Source organism: Streptomyces sp. NPDC096012 (assembly GCF_040426375.1).
Lineage (GTDB): Bacteria > Actinomycetota > Actinomycetes > Streptomycetales > Streptomycetaceae > Streptomyces.
Genome location: NZ_JBEOTD010000013.1, coordinates 44,045 through 67,728, shown reverse-complemented (window position 1 = coordinate 67,728; position 23,684 = coordinate 44,045). Strand labels below are relative to the sequence as shown.

Genomic DNA, 23,684 nt, shown 5'->3' with positions numbered 1-23,684 from the left:
CCGGCGAACCGAACGGACCACACCCTGCGCCGTGGCAGGGATTCCAGCTGTGGTGCCGGTCACACTAGGCTCGGCCCGGACCAAGGATTCGGGATGTCGAGGCGACCTGGAGGCGGTCTTGTCCACACCAGCTCCGGACCATGTCCCGGGCCGTGCGCCGGACACCGGTGTCGCGGCCCGCGCCCGCGCGCTGACCAAGGCCTACGGCTCCGGCGAGACGGCCGTCCTCGCCCTGGACTCGGTGGACGTGGACATCGCGCGCGGCCGGTTCACCGCCGTGATGGGCCCCTCCGGATCCGGGAAGTCCACGCTGATGCACTGCCTGGCGGGCCTCGACAGTGTGTCGGCCGGTCAGGTGTGGGTGGGCGGCACCGAGATCACGGGCCTGCGGGAGCGGGAGCTGACGCGGCTGCGGCGGGACCGGATCGGGTTCATGTTCCAGTCGTTCAACCTCGTCCCGACCCTGACCGCCGCCGAGAACATCACGTTGCCGATGGACATCGCGGGCCGCAGGCCCGACGCGAAGTGGCTGGACGAGGTCATCGACCGTCTCGGGCTGCGCGGGCGCCTGTCGCACCGGCCCGCGCAGCTCTCCGGCGGTCAGCAGCAGCGCGTCGCCTGCGCGCGGGCGCTGGCCTCCCGGCCCGAACTGATCTTCGCCGACGAGCCGACCGGCAACCTCGACTCGCGGGCTGGGCTGGAGGTGCTGGGATTCCTGCGCGACGCCGTGGCCGAGCTGGGCCGGACCGTCGTCATGGTCACCCACGACCCGGGCGCCGCCGCCCACGCCGACCTGGTGCTCTTCCTCGCCGACGGACGGATCGTGGACGAGATGGAACGGCCCACGGCGGACGCCGTGCTGGAACGCATGAAGCGCTTCGACGTGGTCCGCGGCCGGCTCGGCGACGACGTCACCGTCCTGGAGGACTGATCCCGTGCTCAAGGCGACCCTGCGGAGCTTCCTCGCGCACAAGGGGCGGCTGGCCCTGTCCGCGCTGGCCGTCATCCTGTCCGTGGCGTTCGTCTCGGGCAGCCTGATCTTCTCCGACACCGTCACCCGCACCTTCGACCGGCTCTTCGCCTCCACGGCGGCCGACGTGACGGTGCAGCCGAAGCAGCAGGACCCGGGGGCGGCCCGGCTGAGCGGTTCGGTGCCGACCCTGCCCGCAGCGCTGCGGGAGCGCGTGGCGAAGGTGGACGGGGTAGCGGCGGCCAGGGCCGAGGTGTCGGTGCAGAACGCCGTCGTCGTCGACGCTCACCACAGGTCCGTCGGCCCGACCACCGGCGCCCCGACCATCGCGACGGCCTGGCACGCCACCCGCCGCAGCCCGGTCGAACTCACCTCGGGCCGTGCGCCGCGCGGTGCCGGAGAGGCGCTGCTGGACGCCGACACGGCCGGCCGGAGGCACGTCAGGATCGGCGACACGCTGACCGTGCAGGCGCAGCCGGGCAGCTTCGAGGTCCGGGTCGTCGGCATCGCCACCTTCACCACGACCAACCCGGGTTCCGCCCTGATCTATCTGGACCCGGCGGTGGCCGGAAGGGAACTGCTGGGCTCCGCCGCCGAGGCGACCGCCGTCTCGGTGGACGCGGCGAAAGGCGTGAGCGACGCGGAACTCAAGCGCCGCGTCGGCGCGGCGCTGGGCACCCGCGCCTACGACCTGAAGACCGCCGGCGAGCACGCCAAGTCGGCCGCGGCCGGTCTCGGCACGTTCCTCGACGTGATCAAGTACGTGATGCTGGGCTTCGCCGGCGTCGCGCTGCTCGTGGGTGTGTTCCTCATCGTCAACACCTTCTCCATGCTCATCGCGCAGCGCACCCGGGAACTGGGGCTGCTGCGGGCGCTGGGCGCGGACCGGAGGCAGGTACGGCGATCGGTGCTCACGGAGGCGCTGCTGCTGGGGCTGGCCGGCGCCACGTTCGGCCTCGCGGCCGGGATCGGGCTGGCCCTCGGGCTGATCCGGTTGATGAGCGCGTTCGGGATGAACCTGAAGGCGACGGAGATCGTCATCGGCTGGGGCACGCCCGTCGCGGCGTACGTCGTCGGTCTCGGTGTCACGTTCGTGGCCGCCTATCTGCCCGCTCGGCGCGCGGCGGCCGTGTCCCCGATGGCCGCGCTCGCCGATGCCGAAGTGGCGGACGTGGGAAAGCCGTTGAGGACGCGGGGGGTTGTGGGGACGGCGGTCGGGGCGGTCGGCGCGGCCGCGCTGGCGGGGTGTGCCGCGGCGACGAGGACCGCTCAGGCGGCCTCGCTGCTGGGGCTCGGCGTGGTGCTGACCCTGATCGCGGCCGTGGTGGCCGGCCCACTGCTGGTGCGGCCGGTGATCAGGGTGCTGGGCGCCGCCTTTCCCGCGCTGTTCGGGGCGGTCGGCCGGATGAGCCGGCGCAACGCCCTGCGCAATCCCCGCCGTACGGGTGCCACGGGCGCCGCGCTGATGGTGGGCGTCGCCCTGGTCGGCGGGATGTCGGTGGCGAGCGCCTCGATGTCCGCGTCGTTCGACCGGCAGATCGACGAGAGGCTCGGCGCCGACTTCATCGTCCAGAACGCGAACTTCACCCCGTACACCGGGGAGGTGCACAAGGTCGTGGCCGGCGTGCCCGGCGTGGGGCTCGTCGTACGGCAGCGGCTCACCCGGATCGCCGTGGGGATGCCGGACGGCGACCGGGTCCGGACGACCGCCACCGCGTACGGCCCGGGGCTCGACCACGTCGTGCACCTCAGCTACGCGCAGGGCGGTTCGGCGGCCGCGCTGGCACGCGGACACCTCGCCATGGACGCCGGCTACGCCAGGAACCACGGCGTGCGCATCGGCAGCGTCCTTCCGGTCGAGTTCCCGGGCGGCCGACACGCCGAGCTGACTCTCGCCGCGCTGACCGACCAGGACACGCCGGAGGGGTTCGGTGCCGAGGGCGGCCTCTTCGTCGGTCTCGCCACCCTGGAGAAGTACGTGCCGCACGCACAGGACTCGGTGCTCTACGTCAACGCGGCGGCCGGCACCCGACCGCAGGACCTGCGCCCCCGGCTGGAGCGGGCGCTGCAGCCGTTCCCGCAGGTGCAGGTGCGCAACCAGTCCGACTACAAGCAACTGGTCCACGACCAGATCGCCGTGCTCCTCTACCTCGTGTACGCGCTGCTCGGGCTGGCGATCGTGATCGCCGTGCTCGGTGTGGTCAACACCCTCGCGCTGTCGGTGGTGGAGCGCACCCGGGAGATCGGCCTGCTGCGCGCGATCGGGCTGGGGCGGCGGCAGTTGCGCCGGATGATCCGGCTGGAGTCGGTGGTGATCGCGGTCTTCGGCGCGGTCCTGGGGCTGGCGCTGGGCCTCGTGTGGGGTGTCTGCATGCAGCAGGTGCTGGCCCTGCGCGGCCTGCGGGCCCTCGCGATCCCCTGGGGCACGATCCTCGCGGTGGTGATCGGCTCGGCGGTGGTGGGCGTCGTCGCGGCCCTGCTGCCGGCGCTGCGGGCGTCCCGGATGAACGTACTGGCGGCGATCGCCCACGAGTGACGGGATCGTCCGCCGCACGTCCCGGATGACCGCGCGGGCGGCAAACGCCCACGACCGACGCACCGCCCACCGGACGTCCCGGATGACCGCGCGGGCGGCGAACGCCCACGACCGACGCACCGCCCACCGCACGTCCCGAATGACCGCGCGGGCGGCGAACGCCCACGACCGACGCACCGCCCACCGGACGTCCGAGACGAGCGTGCCAGTGGCGATCCCCACACGTGGCGGCCTCCGCCGGGCGTGCGGCCGACGTGATGGAATCGGGGCGGCGAGGCCCAAGTGACGTACTGCCGAGGAGATTTCATGTCGCGCCCGTTCCGCTTCGGGGTCAACCTGCTCACGCCCGCGCCCGCCGACGAATGGCGCGCGAAGTGCCGTCGGGCCGAGGAGCTGGGGTACGACGTGATCCTGGTGCCCGATCACCTCGGGATGGTCGCTCCCTTCCCGGCGCTGGTCGCGGCGGCCGGAGCGACGCGGCGGCCGCGGGTCGGCACGTTCGTGCTCAACGCGGGCTTCTGGAACCCGGCGCTGCTGGCGCGCGAGGTGGCGACCACGGACGCGCTGACCGGAGGGCGCCTCGAACTCGGCATCGGCACCGGATACGTACAGGCCGAGCACGAGGCGGCCGGGCTGCCGTACGGTTCGCCGGGTGAGCGGGTGGACTGGCTGCGCCGCACGGTCGGCGAGCTGGACCGGCTGCTCGGCCCCGCCGGGCCCGAGCCCCGGCCCGCCCAGGCGCGGGTCCCGCTGCTGATCGGGGCCAACGGCGACCGGATGCTGCGCCTGACGGCCGAACACGCGGACATCGCGGCCTTCACGGGGGCCCGGCCGGGGAGCGCCCCCGGTTCGCTGGAGCCGCTGACCGCCGGAGAGCTGGACGAGCGGGTGGCACGCTACCGGCGGCTGGCGGCGGACCGCGCGGCGGTCGCCGAGCTGAACGTGCTGATCCAGCTCGTGGCCGTCACCGACGATCCCGAGCCCGTGCTGGCGCCGTTGCTGGAACGGCACTCACTGACCCTGGAGCAGGGGCTGGCCCTGCCCATCGTGCTGGTCGGGCCTCTGGAGGACGTCGTCGCGAAGGTGCGGGCGCAGCGCGAGCGCTTCGGGTTCTCCTATCTGACCGTGCTGGAGCCCGCCATGGAGGCGTTCGCGCCGGTGATGGAGCGGCTGCGCGAGGAGTCCGCATGACGGAATCCCGCTGACCGGCCAGGCCCTCCATGGTCCATGGAGCGGCCGCGTAAGGAGTCCGCATGATGGAATTCCGCCGACCCGCCAGGCCGTCCGTGGTCCATGGAGCGGCCGCGTGAGGAGTCCGCATGATGGAATTCCGCCGACCCGCCAGGCCGTCCGTGGTCCGATGATCACATGACCGATGTGCGTATGCGCCCCGCCACCGTCGAGGACCTCGACGCCGTGCTCGCCTTCTGGAAGACGGCCGCAGAGGGCACGAGCATCAGTGACGACCGGGCCGGTGTGGAGCGGCTCGTCGACCGCGATCCCGAGGCGCTGCTCCTCGCCGAGGCGGGGGGTGAACTGGTCGGCACGGTGATCGCGGGGTTCGACGGCTGGCGGTGCCATCTGTACCGGCTCGCGGTGCACCCGGAGCGGCGGCGGCAGGGCATCGGCTCGGAGCTGCTGGCCGCGGCGGAGGAGCGGTTCGCACGGCTGGGCGGCCGGCGTGCGGACGCGATGGTGCTGGTGCGCAACGAGACCGCCCACCACGCCTGGCAGGCCGCCGGCTACGGGCCGCAGGAGCGGTGGCGGCGCTGGGTGAAGCCGCTCACCGACCGGGACGGACTGTAGTCTTTGCCCATCCTTTACCGTTGAGGGAGCACTCGGCCCTCTATGAAAGGTTGTGAGCGTCCGCCTATGGGCGAGCCTCCCGGTCCGCGACACCGCGCGTATTCCCGCACCCTGTCCGATCATGGGACGGGGGTGACCCGATGACCGAAGTGCTGCTCCTTCTGGTGGCGATCCTGCTGTCGCTCGCCTGCGGCGCCTTCGTGGCGGCGGAATTCTCGCTGACCACGGTCGAGCGCAGCGAACTGGAGCGCGCCGCGGAGCGCGGCGAGCGCGGCGCGGCCGGCGCCCTGGAGGCCGTACGGAACCTGACCTTCCAGCTCTCCGGCGCCCAGCTCGGCATCACCGTCACCAACCTGGTGGTCGGCATGCTCGCCGAGCCGTCGATCGCCAAGCTGCTGTCGGCTCCCTTCACGGCGATGGGGCTCTCACGGGCCACGGCGCACTCGGTCGCCCTGGTGCTCGGTACGGCGCTGTCCACGGTGTTCCTGATGGTCGTCGGCGAGCTGGTGCCCAAGAACTGGGCGATCTCCTCGCCGCTGGCCGTGGCGAAACGGGTGGGCAGCGCGCAACGCTGGTTCAGCGCCGCCTTCCGGCCCTTCATCACGCACCTGAACAACACGGCCAACCGTCTGGTGCGCCGGCTCGGCGTCGAACCGGCCGAGGAGCTGGCCTCCGCGCGCGGTCCCCAGGAGCTGGCCGCCCTCGCCCGGCACTCGGCGAAGCAGGGCGCCCTGGAGGCGGACACCGCCGAGCTGTTCGTCCGGACGCTGAACCTGGCCGACCTGACGGCGGAGAACGTGATGACCCCGCGCGTCCAGGTCGTCGCCCTCGACACCCAGGCCACCTGTGCGGACGTGGCCAACGCGACCCGGGCCACCGGGCTGTCCCGGTTCCCGGTCTACCAGGGCACCCTGGACTCGGTGGTCGGCGTCGTCCACATCAAGGACGTACTGGCGGTGCCCACCGAGCAGCGGCGCCACCGCCGCGTCACCCAGGTGATGCGCGAGCCGCTGCTGGTCCCCGCGTCCCTGACCGTCGACCGGCTGCTGGACCGGCTCTCCGGCAAGCGCACCATGGCCGTCGTCATCGACGAGTACGGCGGCACGGCCGGTGTGGTGACGCTGGAGGACATCGTCGAGGAGGTCGTCGGCGACGTGCGGGACGAGCACGATCCGCTCGAGACGCCCGACCTCGCCCCGGCCGGCGCGGACGCCGAGGGCCGGGCCCTGTACTCGGCCGACGGAGCGGCCCGCATCGACCAGCTCGCGCGCGTGGGCCTGCGCGTGCCCGACGGGCCGTACGAGACGCTGGCCGGTCTGATCGCCACGAAGCTGGGCCGGATACCCCAGAACGGCGACACCGTCGAGGTCGCCGGCTGGCGGCTGGAGGTGGTGGACGACTCGGGCCACCGGGCGGCCCGGGTGCTGCTGCACGCGCCGCTCGACGACGAGCAGGCCGACCGGACGCCGAAGGAGGCGCGATGACCGCCGTACAGCTCTTGATCGGACTGTCGACCCTCGTCGTCAACGCCTTCTTCGTGGGTGCCGAGTTCGCGCTGATCTCCGTGCGCCGCTCCCAGGTCGAACCGCTCGCCCAGGAGGGTGACCGGCGCGCCAAAAGCGTGGTGTGGGGCCTGGAACACGTGTCGGCGCTGCTGGCCGCCGCCCAGCTCGGCATCACGCTGTGCACCCTGGTCCTCGGCGTGGTCGCCGAACCGGCGATCGCCCATCTCCTGGAGCCGGTGTTCCACGCCGCCGGTGTGCCCGTCGGCGCGGGCCACGCCGTGTCCTTCGTGATCGCACTGGCCCTGGCGACCTATCTGCACATGCTGCTGGGCGAGATGGTCCCCAAGAACATCGCGCTCGCCGAGCCGGTGCGCAGCGCGCTGCTGCTCGGACCGCCGCTGGTCGCGCTGTCCCGGGCGCTGCGGCCGGTGATCTTCACGATCAACGCCTTCGCCAACGGGCTGCTGAAGCTGCTGCGCGTGGAGGCGAAGAACGAGGTGGCGGCGACCTTCACGGACGCCCAGCTCGCCGAGATCGTCAAGGACGCCAGCGAGGCGGGCCTGATCGACGAGCGGGCCCAGGAGCGGCTGCGCGACGCCCTGGAGCTGGGCAGCCGGCCGGTGCGGGACGTGGTGGTACCGCTGGAGCGCGTCGTCTACGCGTGCGTGGGCGTCACCCCGGAGCAACTGGAGCGGCTGGCGGCCGAGTCCGGCTTCTCCCGCTTCCCCGTGGTCGACGAGAGCCGGCGGATCGTGGGCTACCTGCACGTCAAGGACGCGCTGGACGCCTCGCCGCGGGACGCGCCGTTCCGGCTGCAGGACATGCGGCCGATCCCGCGGGTGCGCGAGCGGACCCCGCTGGACGACGTGCTCACCGCGATGCGGCGCAGCCGTAGCCACCTCGCGGCGGTCCTCGGCGACGACGGGCGGCTGGCCGGCCTGGTGACCATGGAGGACGTCCTGAGGCAGCTCTTCGGCCAGCCGGCGGCTCCGGGGTGACGCCGAGCGGCTCCGGGGTGACGCCGAGGCGAGCGCGGGTGATGCCGAGAGGGTTGCGGGGTGACGCCGAGGCGGGTGCGGGTGACGCCGAGAGGGTTACGGGTGACGGCCGGGGGGTGCGAGTGACGCCGAGAGGGTTGCGGGTGACGGCCAGGGGGTGCGGGTGACGGCGGGGCCGATCGGCTGAGGCGCCGCGTGTGATCCGGAGCCGGCCGACTCCGCGACTCCGGCGGCTGCGGGCTGTGCCAGGCGCGGCCTGCCGGGCCGGCTGCTGGCTGCTGGCTGGCTGCTGGCTGCTGGCTGCTGGCTGCTGGCTGCTGGCTGCTGGCTGCTGGCTGCTGGCTGCTGCGGAGCGACCCGCCGGAGCGACCGCGCGGGCTGGTCCGGGGCGACCGACCGGCGGGTATGGAGCCGGGATACCATCGCTTTCGCCATGCAGACGAACCCCATATCCCCCGCCCACACCAGCCTGGTCGCGGTCGGCGACTCCTTCACCGAGGGCATGTCGGACCTGCTCCCCGACGGCTCCTACCGGGGCTGGGCCGACCTGCTCGCCGCGCGGATGGCGGCCCGCTCCCCCGGCTTCCGCTACGCGAACCTCGCCGTGCGCGGGAAGCTGATCGCGCAGATCGTCGACGAGCAGGTGGAGGTCGCGGCGGCCATGAACGCCGACGTCGTCACGCTGGTCGGCGGGCTCAACGACACCCTGCGGCCCAAGTGCGACATGGTCCGGGTACGGGATCTGCTGACCGAGGCCGTGGAGCGGCTGGCCCCCTCCTGCAAGCAGCTCGTGCTCATGCGCAGCCCCGGCCGGCAGGGCCCGGTGCTGGAGCGGTTCCGGCCGCGCATGGAGGAGCTGTTCGCCTGCGTGGAGGAGCTGGCCGAGAAGCACGGCGCCGTGGTGGTCGACCTGTACGGGGCTCCCTCGCTGGCCGACCCGCGGCTGTGGGACGTGGACCGGCTGCATCTGAGCGCCGAGGGGCACCGCCGGGTCGCCGAGGCGGTGTGGCAGCGGCTCGGGTACGAGCCGGAGGACACCGAATGGCACGTGCCGATGCCGGCCACCCTCCCGCCGGGCTGGCTGACCCGGCGCGTGGCCGACGCGCGCTTCGCCCGGCAGCACCTGCTGCCGTGGATAGGCCGGCGTCTGACCGGCCGCTCCTCCGGCGACGGCCTGCCCCCGAAGCGTCCGGAGCTGCTGCCGTACGAGGGTCCGGCGTAGCCTCCGCCGGACCCGGACCCAGACCTGGACCCGGAGACCCGGACCCGGTACCGCGGCCGCGCGGAGGACGCCGGCCTGATTGCTGGTGCGCTGCGCTGCTGCGCGCCACGGCCGTGCCCCGCGGACGTCCTGGCCGGGCCGGCCGGCCCGGACGAGGCGACAAGGTGACCGGGGTCTCGTAGCTTCCGCCGAACAACCCCATGGCGCTGGCCTGCACGAACCGCCAGTAGAATCTGGACACGTGACTTCTGCGCCCGCCAAGCCCCGTATCCCGAACGTCCTCGCCGGACGCTACGCCTCCGCCGAGCTCGCCACGCTCTGGTCCCCCGAGCAGAAGGTGAAGCTCGAGCGGCAGCTCTGGCTCGCCGTGCTGCGGGCCCAGAAGGACCTCGGCATCGAGGTGCCGCAGGAGGCGATCGCCGACTACGAGCGTGTCCTCGACACCGTCGACCTGGCCTCGATCGCCGAGCGCGAGAAGGTCACCCGGCATGACGTGAAGGCGCGGATCGAGGAGTTCAACGACCTCGCCGGGCACGAGCACGTGCACAAGGGCATGACCTCCCGCGACCTCACCGAGAACGTGGAGCAGCTGCAGATCCGGCTGTCGCTGGAGCTGATCCGCGACCGCACGGTGGCCGTCCTGGCGCGTCTGGGCAAGCTGGCGGGCGAGTACGCCGAGCTGGTCATGGCCGGCCGCTCCCACAACGTCGCCGCGCAGGCCACCACCCTCGGCAAGCGTTTCGCGACCGCCGCCGACGAGCTGCTCGTCGCTCACGGCCGCGTCGAGGAGCTGCTGAAGCGCTACCCGCTGCGCGGCATCAAGGGCCCGGTGGGCACCGCGCAGGACATGCTCGACCTGCTGGGGGGTGACGCGGCCAAGCTCGCCGAGCTGGAGGACCGGATCGCCGGGCACCTGGGCTTCGCGCAGGCCTTCACCTCGGTCGGCCAGGTCTACCCGCGCTCGCTGGACTACGAGGTCGTCACCGCGCTGGTGCAGCTGGCGGCGGCGCCGTCCTCGCTGGCCAAGACGATCCGGCTGATGGCCGGGCACGAGCTGGTCACCGAGGGCTTCAAGCCGGGCCAGGTCGGCTCCTCCGCGATGCCGCACAAGATGAACACCCGCTCCTGCGAGCGCGTCAACGGCCTCATGGTGATCCTGCGCGGCTACGCCTCGATGACCGGTGAGCTGGCCGGCGACCAGTGGAACGAGGGCGACGTGTCCTGCTCGGTGGTGCGCCGGGTCGCGCTGCCGGACGCGTTCTTCGCGCTGGACGGTCTGCTGGAGACGTTCCTGACGGTTCTCGACGAGTTCGGCGCCTTCCCGGCCGTCGTCGCCCGTGAGCTGGACCGCTACCTGCCGTTCCTCGCCACCACCAAGGTGCTGATGGGTGCCGTGCGGGCCGGGGTCGGCCGCGAGGTCGCGCACGAGGCGATCAAGGAGAACGCCGTGGCCACCGCGCTCGCCATGCGCGAGCAGGGTGCCGAGCGCAACGACCTGCTCGACAAGCTCGCCGCCGACGCGCGCCTGCCGCTCGACCGGGAGCAGCTGGCGGCGCTGATGGCCGACAAGCTGTCCTTCACCGGCGCCGCCGCCGACCAGGTCGCTCTGGTCGTCGGCCGGATCGAGGAGATCGCCAAGCAGCACCCGCAGGCCGCCGGCTACACCCCCGGGGCGATCCTCTGACCGGCGCACCCCGCTCGCCCCGCCTCACGAAGGCGGACCTGGAGGCCGCCCGCGACCGTCTCGTCCCCGACGTGGTCGCGGACAGTCTCCAGGTGCTGTTCTGCGGCATCAACCCCGGGCTGATGTCGGCGGCCACGGGCCACCACTTCGCCCGCCCCGGCAACCGGTTCTGGCCGGTGCTGCACCTGTCCGGCTTCACACCGAGGCTGCTGCGGCCGGCCGAGCAGGCGGAACTGCCGTCGTACGGGCTGGGCATCACGAACGTCGTGGCGCGGGCGTCCGCCCGGGCGGACGAGCTGAGCGCCGAGGAGTACGTCGAGGGCGGGCGACTGCTGGCCGAGAAGGTGACACGGCTGAACCCGCGGTGGCTGGCCGTGGTCGGGGTGACCGCGTACCGGGCCGCCTTCGGCGACCGTGCCGCCCGGGTCGGGCCGCAGCAGCGGACCTTCGGGGACACCCGGGTGTGGGTGCTGCCCAACCCCAGCGGCCTGAACGCGCACTGGACGACGGCGACGATGGCGGAGGAGTTCGCCCGGCTGCGGGTGGCGGCGGAGGCCTGAGACGCGGAGCGGCTGCGGGGCGGCATAAGGTCTGAGAACCCGCCCGGCTTCGGGTGGCCGGGGCCTGAGAAGCAGCGCGGCTGCAGGATGGCCGAGGGCCTGAAAGACCTGCCCGACCAGGGGGCGGGCGGGGGCCTGAGAAGCCGCATGGCTGGAAGTGGGGGCTGGGATCCGGAGAAGCTGCGCCGCTGCGGGTCCGGCGAGCCCCGGAAACCTGCCCGGCAGGGGCGGCGGAGGCCGGGAGCCCCGTGGCGGTCCGGGACCGCCGCACGGCTGCGGTCCCGGCGGTCAGACCGGGTCGGTCTCCGTGACCACCGCCAGCAGCTGGAGCGGCATTTCCCGGTCCCACCGGGACACCCCGAGGGCGACCCAGCGGTCCGTCTCCGGCGCCCGCCACAGGTGGACGTCCGGAACATGACCGCTCAGCCCGGTCCACGGCTCCGCCCCGTCCCCGTCCCCGCCCTCGACCGTCCGCTCCAGGACGCTGTACAGGCTGAAGTACCGGGGCGGGCCCCAGCGCTCGGTGAGCCGCTCCACCAGCGCGTCGCGGTCGGCCTCGTACTGCGCCTCGGCCTCCTCCCGGCCGGCGCCGTCGTCCTCCGGGAAGTCATCACCGCTCTGTAACGGGGCTATCAGATACCCCGGTCCGCCGGTGCCGACGTCCGTCCTGCCGTGCTCGGCCGGGAAGCCCCGGGCGCACAGCCGGTCGATGACAGCGAGCTGGTTGGCGATGTCCATGGGATCCAGTAAAGCGGGCACCACTGACAATTGGCGGCCCGTCAGGCGTCCCTCCGGCTCACGGCCCATGCGCCCGCGAGGAGGGCCGCCGCCGTCCACAGCGCGGTCACCGCGAGTCCGCTCCAGGGGCCGAGAGGACCGTCCCAGCCGCTGTGCAGGGCCACTTGGCCGGCCCGGTCGGGCAGGAAGTCGGCGATCCCGGCGGACAGGTCGCCGATCACGAAGGACGCGATGAGCAGGAACGGGATCAGGACGGACAGGGTGGCCGCCCCGCTGCGCAGCACGGCCGTGAGCCCGGCGGCGAACAGGGCCATCAGCGTCAGGTGCAGCCCGCAGCCGGCGGCACCGCGCAGTCCCTCGGCCCAGCCCGGCCCGGAGGCCCCGAGGGCCGCCTCGCCGGCCAGCAGTGTCACCAGGCCGGTGAACAGTCCGACCGCCAGCACGGGCAGGGCGATCGCCGTCGCCTTCGCCGCGAACCAGCGCCGGCGGTCGGGCACCGCCGCCAGCGTCAGCCCCAGCGCGCCGCCCCGGAACTCGGACGACACGGCCGCCGTACCGAAGGCGACGGCGGCGACCTGCCCGAAGCTGATGCCGAAGAACACCGCGAACAGCGGGTCGGAGGCGTCACCGTCCGCCATGGAGGGGGCGAGCGCGGCGAAGGCGGCGGTGGCCACCGACATCGCGGCCAGGGCGCCCAGCAGGGAGCGCAGGGTGCGGATCTTGATCCACTCGGCGTGGAGCACGGGTGCGAAGAGCATGGTCAGGCCTCCTGGCGCTGTGCGGTGAACTCGGTCTCGGCCGCGGTCAGGTCGAGGTAGGCCTCCTCCAAGGTGCCCTCCTGGGCGACGAGTTCCAGGACGGGGACGCCGGCCTCGGACATCAGACGCCCGAGGTCGTCCACGCGCGCGTGCCGCACGGTCCATGTCCCGTCCTCCTCCCGGACGGACTCGTGTCCGTGCCGGGCGAGCAGGGCGCCGAGCACTCCGGGTTCGGTGGTGCGGACTCTGACCCGGGGCCGGACGCGCGCGTGGATGAAGTCCTTGACGGGCGTGTCGGCGAGCAGACGCCCGCGGCCGAGGATGACGAGGTGGTCGGCGAACGCGGCGGTCTCGTTCATCAGATGGCTGGAGACGAGCACCGTACGGCCCTGTGCGGCGAGCCGGCGCAGCAGCGTGCGGATCCACACGATGCCCTCGGGATCCAGGCCGTTGGCGGGCTCGTCGAGCAGGACCACCTCGGGGTCGCCGAGCAGCGCGGCGGCGACCCCGAGCCGCTGGCGCATGCCCAGCGAGAACGTCTTCACCCGGCGCCGCGCCACCGCGGCGAGCCCGGTCTCCGCCAGGACGGCGTCGACCCTGCGCGTGGAGATGCGATTGCTCGCCGCGAGGGCGCGCAGATGGTCGTGGGCGGTGCGCGAACCGTGCGCGGCCCGCGCGTCCAGCAGGGCGCCCACGTGGCGCAGGGGGTCGCGGAGTTCGCCGTAGGGGCGGCCGCCGAGGGTGGCGGTGCCGGAGGAGGGCCGGTCGAGGCCGAGGACAAGCCTCATGGTGGTGGATTTTCCGGCGCCGTTGGGGCCGAGGAAGCCGGTCACACGGCCGGGCCGGACGCTGAAGGTGAGGCCGTCCACGGCTCGCCGGGTGCCGAACTCCTTGGTGAGGTCTCGTACATCGATGCTGGTCATGGCTTCAGCCTGGCCGGGCTCGGGCGCCCGTGCCTCCCCCGCCGGGGGAGATCGTCTCCCCCGCAGGAGGGAGGTCCGCCGTCGGTGCCGGCTGCCAGGATTGCGTCATGGCCCGCTTCCTGCGCCCGCTGCTGCGCGGCACGACGTACACGCGGCTGCTGCATCTGTGGGTGCCGATGCTGCTGCAGAGCGTGTGGATGTTCGTCGACATGTCGAAGCCCTGGGTACCGGCGCTCGTCCTCGTGCCGGTCGGTCTCCTGCCCGCCGTGCGGATGGGCGAGGGCGTCCAGGCCCGGCTGCTGCTGACGCCCGGTCAGGAGGATCCGGGCATCTCCGTGACACCGTCGGCGAACTGGCGGGACCGCATACGCACGGTGCTGTGGCTGGAGCTGCGGATGTTCCTCGGCTGGGTGACCTCCGCAGCCTCCGTGTGGCTGCCCCTCATCGCCGTCGAGCTGGCGAGGTGCGGCTGGGGGCACACGCCCTCGGGCATGCCGTGGCCGGCCCGGCTGGAGCCGCATCCGGCGTACGCCCTGCTGATCCCGCTGCCGCTCCTCGCCCTGTACGCGGTCGTGGTCGGACTCGGTGCGCTGGCCACGGTGTGCGCGCGCCGGCTCCTCGGCCCGTCCGCGGCCGAGCGGCTGGCCGCGCTGGAGGAGCGCACCGAGCAGTTGCTCGAACGCACCCGCATCGCCCGGGAGTTGCACGACTCCATCGGGCACGCCCTGACGGTGGCGGTGGTGCAGGCGGGCGCGGCGCGGGCGGCGGGTGATCCGGAGTTCACCGAACGGGCGCTGGACGCCATCGAGGAGACCGGACGGGCGGCTCTGAAGGATCTGGAGCGGGTCCTCGGGGTGCTGCGCGAGTCGGAGCGGCCGGTGAGCTCCCGGCCCACGCTGGCCGAGGCCGACCGGCTCCTGGAGTCGGCGCGCGCCTCGGGCGCCGAGGTCGACGCCGAGGTGACCGGAGCCGTGGACGCGCTGTCCGGGCCGGTCTCCCGCGAGGGCTACCGCATCCTTCAGGAGGCGCTCACCAATGTCCTGCGGCACGCGGGTTCCGTTCCGGTGCAGGTCCGGCTGGCCGTCGTGGCCGGCGGGCTCACCCTCGAGGTGCGCAATCCGCTGCCGGCCGGGATGTCCGGGGCCGGGCGGGGCAGCGGGCTGCGCGGCATACGGGAGCGTGCCGCTCTGCTCGGGGGCAGCGCCCGTACCGGGCCCGTGGAAGGCCACTGGCGGGTGCGGGTGGAGCTGCCGCTCGACTGATCTAGGCTGGCCGGATGCCTGTCCGCGTGCTTCTGGTCGACGACGAACCCCTGGTCCGCGCGGGTCTGCGTGCCGTGCTGGAGGCGCAGCCCGACATCGAGGTGGTGGGCGAGGCGGCGGACGGGGCGGCCGTCATCCCGCTGGTGCGCCGGCTGCGCCCGGACGTGGTCGCGATGGACGTCCGCATGCCGCTGATGGACGGGATCGAGGCCACGCGCGCGGTGCTGCGGACCGTCGAGGCGCCACCGAAGATCCTGGTGGTGACCACCTTCGAGGACGACGAGTTCGTGTACGAGGCGCTGCGCGCGGGCGCCGACGGTTTCCTGCTGAAGCGGGCGCGGCCGGCCGAGATCGTGCACGCGGTCCGGCTGGTGGCGGAGGGCGAGTCGCTGCTGTTCCCCGCCTCCGTGCGCCGCCTCGCCGCGCGGTACGGCGACGGCGAACCTCCGGCGCGTGCCGCCCTGGAGCGGGCGCGGCTGACGGAACGTGAGGCGGAGGTGCTGCGGCTCATGGCGGGCGGGCTGTCGAACGGGGAGATCGCCGAGCGGCTGGTCGTGGGGACCGAGACGGTGAAGTCGCATGTGAGCGCCGTCCTCGCCAAGCTCGGGGCGCGCGACCGTACCCAGGCGGTGATCGCCGCCTACGAGTCGGGATTCGTCGAACCGCGCTGACGGGTTGACCGGCCCCCGCGGGCGGACGGCACCGGACTCCACCGAGCGCACAGAGGACGGCACCGGGCTCCACCGAGCCGCGCAGTGGACGGCGCCGGACTCCGCCGAGACGTACGGGCGGACAGCGCCGGGCCGCATCCAGCCCCCGCAGGCGGACGGCGGCGGACTCCACCGAGCCGCGCAGTGGACGGCGCCGGGCTCCGCCGAGCCGTGCCGGCGGACGGTGCGGCACCGGTTCGCGAGGTGTGCGCCGGGGCCCGGTCCAGGTGGCCGGCGCGGGCCCGGGGGAAACCGGCACTCGCCGGGGGCGCGCCGGGCCGAGTACGATCCGCCCAACACGCCCGCGAGCTGGAAGGACGGACGGTGGGGCAGCTGACCGGCGGCGATCCCTCGCTGCTGCGAAGGATCAATTCCGCGGTGGTGCTGCACGCGTTGCGTGCCACGGACTGCGCGACTCTCACCGAGGTCACCCGCGTCACGGGCCTGTCCCGGCCCACCGTCGAGGGCGTCGTCGAAGGGCTCATCGAGGCCGGGCTCGTCGTGGAGACGGCGGCCGACGAGGGCACCGCGCGCCGTCAGGGGCGGCCTGCCCGCCGGTTCCGGTTCCGGGCCGAGGCGGGGCATCTGCTGGGCCTGGAGATCGGGCCGCACCGGGTCGCCGCGCTGCTCTCCGACCTGGACGGGCGGGTGCTGGGCGCACAGGCCAAGCAGGTCGGCGAAACGGCCTCGGCGGACGAACGGCTCGACCGGCTGCGCGGTGCGGTCGCCGAACTGCTGCGCCGGGCCGGGGTCGCGCGCGGCTCGCTCCGGGCGGTGGGCGTGGGCACACCGGGCATCGTGGAGGCCGACGGCACGGTGCGGCTGAGCACGGCCCTGCCGCAGTGGACGGGCCTGAACCTCGGTGAACGGCTCAGCCGCTCCTTCAAGTGCCCCGTGCTGGTGGAGAACGACGCCAACGCGGCGGCCGTCGCCGAGCACTGGAAGGGCGCGGCGACGGAGACCGACGACGTGGTGTTCGTGCTGGCCGGGCTGAGCCCGGGTGCCGGTTCGCTGATCGGCGGACGGCTGCACCGGGGTTACGGCGGGGCCGCCGGAGAGATCGGGGCGCTGCATCTGCTGGGCCGGGAGGCCACCCCGGAGACGCTGCTGTCCACCACCGACGAACCGCTGCACCCACTGGACGAGCAGGCGGTCGCCGAGGTGTTCGCGCTGGCGCGCGAGGGTGACCAGCGGGCCCGGGCGGCCGTCGAACGGTTCATCCAGCGGCTCGTGCACGACGTCGCCGCGCTCGTGCTGGCGCTCGACCCGGAACTGGTCGTGGTCGGCGGCTGGGCGGCGGGACTGGACGGCGTCCTGGAACCGCTGCGCGGCGAGCTGGCCCGCTACTGCCTGCGGCCGCCCCGGGTGGCGCTGTCCCTGCTGGGCGAGGCGGCCGTGGCCACGGGCGCGCTCCGGCTCGCCCTGGACCACGTCGAGGAACAGCTCTTCGCGGTCGAGGGCACGGCGACGAGACGCCGCTGACCCGGCCGATGCCCGGGCCGGGTCAGGAGGCCTGGCGGTCCACTGAGCCTCCGCCAACTTGAAGTCACAGGTCAAAGGGCTGGTGTGACCAGTTCTCGGGATGCTCACGCTGGTCGTGGGCGGTAGTCCGCGGAGGAGATCGTTCGTCAGGAGCCGCTCTCGTTAGGGGAGACACCGACAGAGGGGTAAAGCAGTTCGTTCTGAGGTACCTGTGCCATTACGGTGGCGCGATGGTGCACGTGCGGGAGATGGATGCGGCCGACATCGAGGCCGTTTCGACGATCCGAGTCCGAGGATGGCAGGCGGCGTACGCTGGCATCGTTCCTCAGACGTATTTGGATGCCATGGCCGTGGAAGGCGATGCCGCTCAACGACGGCAGTGGTTTTCTCAACCCGGCCGAAAGTCACGAGACCTTGTGGCGCTCGGTGACCGTGGCCCGGTGGGCTGGATCTGCTTCGGGCCGTGTCGAACTGAGATGCCTGGTCCGGGGCGGGTCGGGGAGGTCTACGCCCTGTACATCTCACCGCATCTGATCGGCCAGGGCATCGGCCGGATCCTCCTCGGTGAGGCTCATGATCAGATGAAGAACCAGGACTTCGAGGCGTCAGCTTTGTGGGTTCTGCGTGACAACCAACGAGCCCAGCGCTTCTACGAGCGAGCCGGCTACCAGGCTGACGGTACGGCTCAGGACGACGTCTACGACGGGATCACACTCACTGAGCTCCGCTACCAGCGCATGCTTTGAGTCGAGCGACGCTGGGCGCACCCTTGTCAGTTCGACTACCTCCGTCTCTCTCCAGGGGCCAGCTTGTCGGTTCACACTCACCGCGACCGGGCGGCCTTCTACGATCCGGTCCATGCTGGATCCCGAGCTGCTGGAACGGATCACCGAGTGTCGCGCGGAACTGGACGAATGCGAAGAACAGCTGGCCAAACAGCTTGCGGAAGTGCGGGCCGAGCGGGATGAACTCGCCGTCGCCGAACGTGTCCTTGAACGGATAGCTGGGCAGCTCGCCGAGGAACGAGCCGTAGCCGGGCCGATGCCCGGGCAGGTAGCCGGACGGGCAGCGATGCTGATCCCGCACCGCGAACCGGGTGTGGAGGAGGACTCGCTCCCGTGGGACTACCAGCGCGTCATCGCCGCCGTGCGGCAGGCCGCGGGACCGGTCATGGCCCGCGAGGTCGGCGAGGTGGTGGGGGTGGACGTCGGCGTGCGGGCCAAGCTGGAACCGCTCCGCAGCAAGCCGGTCAGACTCGTCGATCGCGGCTGGCTGCGGAAACTGCCCGACGGCCGGTTCACCACCCGTCTGTGACCAGGCGCGCCGCCACTCGAAGCGTCTCGGCACGGGCGTAACCGGGGTGTCCCCGGCGGCCGTTGGAATTGTGTAACGAATACCAAAGGGCGCGCCGAGGACACCTGCTCGCTTGTCCACAGTGCCGTCTGCCGCTGTCCACGCGCACCGTCAACCACCTCGCCGATCTGCTACGGCGCCATCTGAAGGCGATTCGGTCCCGATGGCGGATCCTGCCGCAGGGGAAGATCGCGGTGATCATCCTGGCCGTACTGCGCCACGACCAGCGCCTGGCCGACATGGCCGGCGGCAACGACGTGTCCGAATCCACCGTCCGCCGCTGGCGCGACGTCCGCGACGAGACGCCGCTGACCCGGCGGATGCCCGGGCCGGGTCAGGAGGCCTGGCGGTCGGGGGTGTGGTGTATCTCCACTCCGGCCGCGTCGCCGAAGGTCAGCCGGCAGGTGTCGGCCCGGTAGGTCGCCGTGGAGAGCGCCGCGGTGCGGCCCTGGGCGAAGAAGCGGGTGGTGACGACGAGGACGGGCGAGCCGGGGAGCCGGTCGAGTTCCCTGGCGTCGTCCGCGCGCGCGGAGCCCAGCTCGACGGCCCGGTCCTGGCCATCCAGTTCGAGGCGCTGCAGCTCGCGCAGCACCGCACGCGCGCGTGCCGCCCCGGACGGGGTGTCGATCGCGGTGAGGTCGGGCACCGAGGCCGCCGCGATGTAGAGCAGTTCGGTGGCGACGCGCTGGCCGTGGGACGTGCGGGAGCGGCGGACGATGTGGACGGCCTCGTCCGGGCCGGTCTCCAGGGCGCGGGCGACAGCCGCGGGCGGAGTGGCCAGGGCGCTGTCGAGGGGCTGCCAGGCGTCGGAGGTGTCCCCCGGCCAGGTGTGCTGTTCGGTGCCCACGGCCACGCCCACGCGCGGGGGCGCGACGGTGGTGCCGACCCCGCGGCGGCGCTGCAGCCTGCCCTCCAGCTCCAGCTGTTCGAGGGCCTGGCGGAGCGTGGCGCGGGCCACGCCGAAGCGGGCGGCCAGGTCACGCTCGTTGGGCAGGATCTCGCCGACCGAGAACTCGGAGTCGAGTGCCTCACTGAGCACGGTCCTGAGATGCCAGTACTTCGGTTCCGGCACCGATTCGAGCTGCGTGGTCCCCACCCTGTCCTCCGCAAGAGCCGTGGTCCGGCGGTCTTTAGCGCCCTTGTTTATTAAAGGTTGTTGCACTTCTCTGCGACCATAGGGCTGCCGTCACCCTTGGTCAAGACCAATCCTCGGTCCCTCGGGCGGCTCACGGGCGGCCGGCCGCTGAGCGTTCACGAGGCGTTCGTACGGCACGGTGTGTGTGACATCGCGGCAAAGCCCCCGTCGCACGACGGGGGCTCGCCGGGCGCGGCTCAGTGACCGGCGAGGTGCCGCAGCTTGTCGGGGTTGCGCACGATGTACACGGCCTGGACGCGGCCGTCGGCGATGTCGAGCTGGAACAGGGTGTCGGGCGTGTCGCCGGACCGCCCCAGCACGGCGGGACCGCCGTTGACCTCCACGAACTCGAAGGAGAGCGCCGGGCCGGTGCCTGCCACGGCGACGAGGAAACGGCCGACCTTGTCGGCGGTGTGCAGGGTCCGCAGCGGCGCCTTGGCCTTGCCGCCGCTGTCGCCGACCAGGCGGACGTCCGGGGCGAGCAGGGACATCAGCCCCTCGATGTCCCCCTCCTCCGCGGCGGCGAGGAAGCGGGCGGTCAGGTCCCGGCGCTGGGCCGGGTCGACCTCGTAGCGCGGCCGCCGTTCGGCCACGTGCCGGCGGGCCCGCCCGGCGAGCTGCCGTACCGCCGGCTCGCCCCGGTCCAGCAGGGTGGCGATCTCGGCGTACGGATAGCCGAAGGCCTCCCGGAGCACGAAGACCGCGCGCTCCAGCGGCGAGAGGGACTCCAGCACGACCAGGACGGCGAGGGAGACGGTGTCGGCGAGCACGGCCAGGTCCGCCGTGTCGGGGACGGTGTCGCCGAACTCGGTGAGGTACGGCTCCGGCAGCCACGGCCCGGGGTAGTCCTCACCACGCGCCTGCACCTGGCGCAGCCGGTCGATGGCCAGCCGGGTGGTGGTGCGCACGAGGTAGGCACGCGGTTCGCGGACCGCCGCGCGATCCGCCGCGGACCAGCGCAGCCAGGCGTCCTGAACCACGTCCTCGGCGTCGGCGACCCGGCCCAGCATCCGGTAGGCAACGCCCATGAGCAGGGGCCGGTGGTCTTCGAAGACGTCGGTCTCGAGGTCGGCGGTCATGCGTCCATCCCATCCGACCCGCCCACCGGGTGTCCAACCGGAATGACCCGGTCCGCAACCGGTCCGGATCACGACGTTCCGCACGGGCGACGGGCCGGGCGCCTGCGGGGACTGTCGCGGCAACCCGCCCCGTGGCCGCCCCCGGAGACCGCCACCCGGGGCGGGGTGGTGCCCGTTCCGCCGGGGGCTACCCGTCGGTAGTAATTGCTGACAAGGTGTCTACGGCATCCGTCAGTACCCAGACGAGGAGCACCCATGTCCGCCACCGTCTCCTTCAACGTCCCCAGCGCGCACGGCCCGAAGGACGTGACCGTGTCCTACGCGCGCGTGGGACACGGCGAACCGCTGGTCCTGCTGCACGGCATCGGCCATCACCGGCAGGCCTGGGACCCGGTCGTGGACATCCTCGCCACCGAACGCGACGTGATCACCGTCGACCTCCCCGGTTTCGGCGCCTCGCCCGCCCTGCCGGCCGGCCTCGCCTACGACCTCCCGACGACCTACTCCGTGCTCGGCGCCCTGTTCGAGGCACTGGACCTGGACCGCCCGCACGTCGCGGGCAACTCGCTGGGCGGCCTGCTCGCCCTGGAACTGGGCCGGGAGAAGCTCGTCCGGTCCGTCACGACGTTCTCGCCGGCCGGGTTCTGGACGGAAGCCGAACGCCGTTACGCCTTCGGGGTGCTGCTCGCGATGCGGGGCATCGCCCAGCGGCTCCCGCTGCCGCTGGTGGAACAGCTGAGCCGCAGCGCGGCCGGCCGCACCGCGCTGACCAGCACGATCTACGGCCGCCCCGCGCGCCGCGCGCCGCAGGCCGTGGTCGCCGAGACGCTCGCGCTGGCGCGGGCGACCGGATTCGAGGCGACCCTGCGGGCGGGCACCACCGTCCGGTTCACGGACACGCTGCCGGGCCTGCCGGTCACGGTGGCCTGGGGCACCAGGGACCGGCTTCTCGTCCGCCGTCAGGGCGTGCGCGCCAAGCAGCTCATCCCGCACGCCCGGCTGGTGCGGCTGCCCGGCTGCGGTCACTGCCCGATGAACGACGACCCGGCGCTGGTCGCCCGGGTCATCCTGGACGGCAGCCGCTGAGCGGCCGGGGAGGACACGAGGACACAGGGCGGCCACGGTCTCGTGGGGTGGGCTCGCCCCAACGGCCGTTGGGGCGCCCCCGACTGACGGGCCGGTTCCACGGCCGGTTGTTCCATCCAGTAGGCGCCGACGGGTCCCGTACCCTTGGCGGGGAGCCGCGCACCGGCGTCATCCCCCGGAGCGCGGCCCGGCAACTCCCCAGCCCCGCCGGTGTTTCCCCCCGGTGTCTTGGGCGGTCGTCGGGGCGGCCAAGCCGGTTCCGCCGGCGCCGGGCCGAGCCGTTTCAGCGACCCCGCGCACATCGGGCGCGGGAAACCCGATAAATGGGGCGGAGCACGCTTTACCTATCAGTCACAACCAGTTCGTGATCACGCAACACCCTTCCGCCACAGTGGGTGCATGACTCCAGAGATGTCTGATGTGACCCGGACGAAGCACGGCCGGCCCGTGCACCACTGGCGGCGGGACTTCGTCGAACTCGCCGCGCTGTTCACCGCCGTCGCGGTGGCGGACGCGGTGGCCAACCTGATCGGCCACGGACCCGACGGCCCTGCCCTGCTGATGATCTCGGCGATCGTGCTGGCGGCGACGGCGGGCTTCCACGTGTGGTGGGCACGGCGCCACGGGCACGCACCGCCGGCCGGCGATACCGGTGCCCGGCAGGCCGCCGAGAAGCGGTCGGCCGGGCCCGCCGGGCAGCCCCTCGCCGGGCCGCCCGACGCCGGCGCGGACGCCGTGACCGGCACCGGCGTGCTGTGGCGGATGCGGACGACGGTGCAGGACGAGCCGGGCTCGCTGGCCGTGCTGTGCACGGCGCTGGCCGAGCGGCGGGTCGACATCCTCAGCCTGCAGACGCATCCGCTGGCCGACGGGACGGTGGACGAGTTCCTGCTGCGCGGGCCGGGCGCGCTGCCGGCGGCCGAGATCACCCGGGCGGTCGCGCTGGCCGGGGGCACCTCCACCTGGATCGAGCGGGCCGACGCGCACGACCTGGTCGACGCCCCCACCCGGGTCCTCGGCCTGGCGGCCCGCACCGCGCTGGACGCCGCCGAACTGCCGCTGGCGCTGCGCCAGTTGCTGGGGCGGTGCACAATCCGCTCGCTGCCCGGGTCGCCGGTCGGCGGCGGGCGCGGCCCCGAGCCGGTGCCGGTGGAGGGCGTGCTGGAGGACACGGTCATGCGGCTGCGCGCACCCGAGGGCGGGGTGATCACCGTGGAGCGGCCATACCTTCCCTTCACTCCGACCGAGTTCGCCCGGGCGCGGGCGCTGGTGGAGCTGGACAACCGGCTCGGACCGCGGATCCCGCGCGGCCACGACGTGCTGACACTGCCCGAGGGCAACGACATCGCCGTACGCCGGGTCGACACCGGGGACCTGGCGCCGGCGCGGGAGATGCACGAGCGGTGCTCGGCGCGCACGCTCGACATGCGCTACCACGGGCCGGCCGGTGACGCCGACCGCTATCTGAACCATCTGCTCAGCCCCCGCTTCGGGCGGACGCTGGCGGCGCAGACGGCCTCGGGCCGCATCGTCGGCCTCGGTCATCTGCTGTGGGACGGCGACGAGACGGAGGTCGCGCTGCTCATCGAGGACGAATGGCAGCGGCGCGGCATCGGCACCGAACTCCTCGGCCGGCTGGTGGCGCTGGCGGTGGAGGCCGGCTGCGAGAGCGTGTACGCCGTGACGCGGGCGTCCAACACGGGCATGGTCGCCGCGATGCGCGGCCTCGGACTGCCCCTGGACTACCAGGTCGAGGAGGGCACCCTCGTCATCACGGCCCGGCTCGACGCCGCACCGGCCACGACCGGTCACCGTACGCCCCGGACCGCGGACGCCTCGACCCCCCGCCCGCGCACCCGCGACTGACCATCCCGCAC

The 23,684-nt window shown here is 73.2% G+C and carries 21 protein-coding genes; 16 read left to right on the top strand and 5 right to left on the bottom strand.

All coding sequences use genetic code 11. The annotated features are described in order from the left end of the window. Nucleotides 1-118 precede the first annotated feature (118 nt). The 9 genes from ABVB68_RS15545 (at nucleotide 119) to mug (ending at nucleotide 11,281) form a co-directional block, all read left to right on the top strand. Nucleotides 119-931, top strand: coding sequence for an ABC transporter ATP-binding protein (locus ABVB68_RS15545; RefSeq protein ID WP_353601598.1), 813 nt, complete (start codon nucleotides 119-121; stop codon nucleotides 929-931). A gap of 4 nt (nucleotides 932-935) precedes the next feature. Then, a complete protein-coding gene (locus ABVB68_RS15540; protein ID WP_353601597.1) occupies nucleotides 936-3,506 on the top strand; it encodes an ABC transporter permease in 2,571 nt (856 codons plus the stop codon). A 306-nt stretch (nucleotides 3,507-3,812) separates the two neighbouring features. Further along, nucleotides 3,813-4,697 carry an LLM class F420-dependent oxidoreductase gene (locus ABVB68_RS15535; protein WP_353601596.1) on the top strand — a complete coding sequence of 295 codons (885 nt, stop codon included), beginning with the start codon at nucleotides 3,813-3,815 and terminating at the stop codon, nucleotides 4,695-4,697. 177 nt (nucleotides 4,698-4,874) lie between these two features. Continuing rightward, entirely contained in the window at nucleotides 4,875-5,312 is a 438-nt protein-coding gene (locus ABVB68_RS15530; RefSeq protein WP_353601594.1) for a GNAT family N-acetyltransferase, read from the top strand. 140 nt (nucleotides 5,313-5,452) lie between these two features. Then, nucleotides 5,453-6,796, top strand: a complete 1,344-nt coding sequence (locus ABVB68_RS15525) for a hemolysin family protein (protein WP_353601593.1) — start codon at nucleotides 5,453-5,455, stop codon at nucleotides 6,794-6,796. Further along, nucleotides 6,793-7,815, top strand: coding sequence for a hemolysin family protein (locus ABVB68_RS15520; protein ID WP_353601592.1), 1,023 nt, complete (start codon nucleotides 6,793-6,795; stop codon nucleotides 7,813-7,815). Before ABVB68_RS15525 ends, ABVB68_RS15520 begins: the two co-directional genes overlap by 4 nt. A gap of 433 nt (nucleotides 7,816-8,248) precedes the next feature. After that, entirely contained in the window at nucleotides 8,249-9,037 is a 789-nt protein-coding gene (locus tag ABVB68_RS15515) for an SGNH/GDSL hydrolase family protein (protein ID WP_353601591.1), read from the top strand. A 241-nt stretch (nucleotides 9,038-9,278) separates the two neighbouring features. After that, nucleotides 9,279-10,721, top strand: coding sequence for an adenylosuccinate lyase (purB, locus tag ABVB68_RS15510; RefSeq protein ID WP_353601590.1), 1,443 nt, complete (start codon nucleotides 9,279-9,281; stop codon nucleotides 10,719-10,721). Between the two features lie 71 nt (nucleotides 10,722-10,792). Beyond that, nucleotides 10,793-11,281: a G/U mismatch-specific DNA glycosylase gene (mug, locus tag ABVB68_RS15505; protein ID WP_353601589.1), complete on the top strand. Its 489-nt coding sequence runs from the start codon at nucleotides 10,793-10,795 to the stop codon at nucleotides 11,279-11,281. Between the two features lie 288 nt (nucleotides 11,282-11,569). Here the strand turns inward: mug and ABVB68_RS15500 are convergent, their stop codons facing one another. Genes ABVB68_RS15500 through ABVB68_RS15490 form a run of 3 tightly spaced genes read right to left on the bottom strand, consistent with a single transcriptional unit; the run spans nucleotide 11,570 to nucleotide 13,700 of the window. Then, nucleotides 11,570-12,019 (bottom strand): hypothetical protein, encoded by a 450-nt coding sequence (locus tag ABVB68_RS15500; protein ID WP_353601588.1) that lies wholly within the window; start codon nucleotides 12,017-12,019, stop codon nucleotides 11,570-11,572. Between the two features lie 41 nt (nucleotides 12,020-12,060). Then, nucleotides 12,061-12,777, bottom strand: a complete 717-nt coding sequence (locus ABVB68_RS15495; RefSeq protein ID WP_353601587.1) for an ABC-2 transporter permease family protein — start codon at nucleotides 12,775-12,777, stop codon at nucleotides 12,061-12,063. Nucleotides 12,778-12,779: 2 nt separating this feature from the next. Continuing rightward, nucleotides 12,780-13,700, bottom strand: coding sequence for an ATP-binding cassette domain-containing protein (locus ABVB68_RS15490; RefSeq protein WP_353601586.1), 921 nt, complete (start codon nucleotides 13,698-13,700; stop codon nucleotides 12,780-12,782). A 107-nt stretch (nucleotides 13,701-13,807) separates the two neighbouring features. Here ABVB68_RS15490 and ABVB68_RS15485 point away from each other — a divergent pair, with 107 nt between their 5' ends. The 5 genes from ABVB68_RS15485 to ABVB68_RS15465 all read left to right on the top strand — a co-directional run bounded on the left by ABVB68_RS15485 (nucleotide 13,808) and on the right by ABVB68_RS15465 (nucleotide 18,468). Next, nucleotides 13,808-14,962 (top strand): sensor histidine kinase, encoded by a 1,155-nt coding sequence (locus tag ABVB68_RS15485; protein ID WP_353601585.1) that lies wholly within the window; start codon nucleotides 13,808-13,810, stop codon nucleotides 14,960-14,962. A gap of 14 nt (nucleotides 14,963-14,976) precedes the next feature. After that, nucleotides 14,977-15,633, top strand: coding sequence for a response regulator (locus tag ABVB68_RS15480; protein WP_353601584.1), 657 nt, complete (start codon nucleotides 14,977-14,979; stop codon nucleotides 15,631-15,633). A gap of 363 nt (nucleotides 15,634-15,996) precedes the next feature. Further along, nucleotides 15,997-17,154, top strand: a complete 1,158-nt coding sequence (locus ABVB68_RS15475; RefSeq protein WP_353601583.1) for an ROK family transcriptional regulator — start codon at nucleotides 15,997-15,999, stop codon at nucleotides 17,152-17,154. A gap of 230 nt (nucleotides 17,155-17,384) precedes the next feature. After that, nucleotides 17,385-17,900: a GNAT family N-acetyltransferase gene (locus ABVB68_RS15470; RefSeq protein ID WP_353601582.1), complete on the top strand. Its 516-nt coding sequence runs from the start codon at nucleotides 17,385-17,387 to the stop codon at nucleotides 17,898-17,900. Between the two features lie 112 nt (nucleotides 17,901-18,012). Next, nucleotides 18,013-18,468, top strand: a complete 456-nt coding sequence (locus ABVB68_RS15465; protein ID WP_353601581.1) for a hypothetical protein — start codon at nucleotides 18,013-18,015, stop codon at nucleotides 18,466-18,468. Between the two features lie 373 nt (nucleotides 18,469-18,841). Here the strand turns inward: ABVB68_RS15465 and ABVB68_RS15460 are convergent, their stop codons facing one another. Together ABVB68_RS15460 and sigJ are read right to left on the bottom strand one after the other, a co-directional pair. Beyond that, complete coding sequence (locus tag ABVB68_RS15460; RefSeq protein ID WP_353601580.1) at nucleotides 18,842-19,603, bottom strand: GntR family transcriptional regulator; 762 nt, start codon at nucleotides 19,601-19,603, stop codon at nucleotides 18,842-18,844. A 236-nt stretch (nucleotides 19,604-19,839) separates the two neighbouring features. Beyond that, nucleotides 19,840-20,721, bottom strand: a complete 882-nt coding sequence (gene sigJ / locus ABVB68_RS15455; protein ID WP_353601579.1) for an RNA polymerase sigma factor SigJ — start codon at nucleotides 20,719-20,721, stop codon at nucleotides 19,840-19,842. 255 nt (nucleotides 20,722-20,976) lie between these two features. Here sigJ and ABVB68_RS15450 point away from each other — a divergent pair, with 255 nt between their 5' ends. Both ABVB68_RS15450 and ABVB68_RS15445 read left to right on the top strand, forming a co-directional pair. Continuing rightward, entirely contained in the window at nucleotides 20,977-21,807 is an 831-nt protein-coding gene (locus tag ABVB68_RS15450; protein ID WP_353601578.1) for an alpha/beta fold hydrolase, read from the top strand. Between the two features lie 411 nt (nucleotides 21,808-22,218). Continuing rightward, entirely contained in the window at nucleotides 22,219-23,673 is a 1,455-nt protein-coding gene (locus ABVB68_RS15445) for a GNAT family N-acetyltransferase (RefSeq protein WP_353601577.1), read from the top strand. Nucleotides 23,674-23,684: the final 11 nt, after the last annotated feature.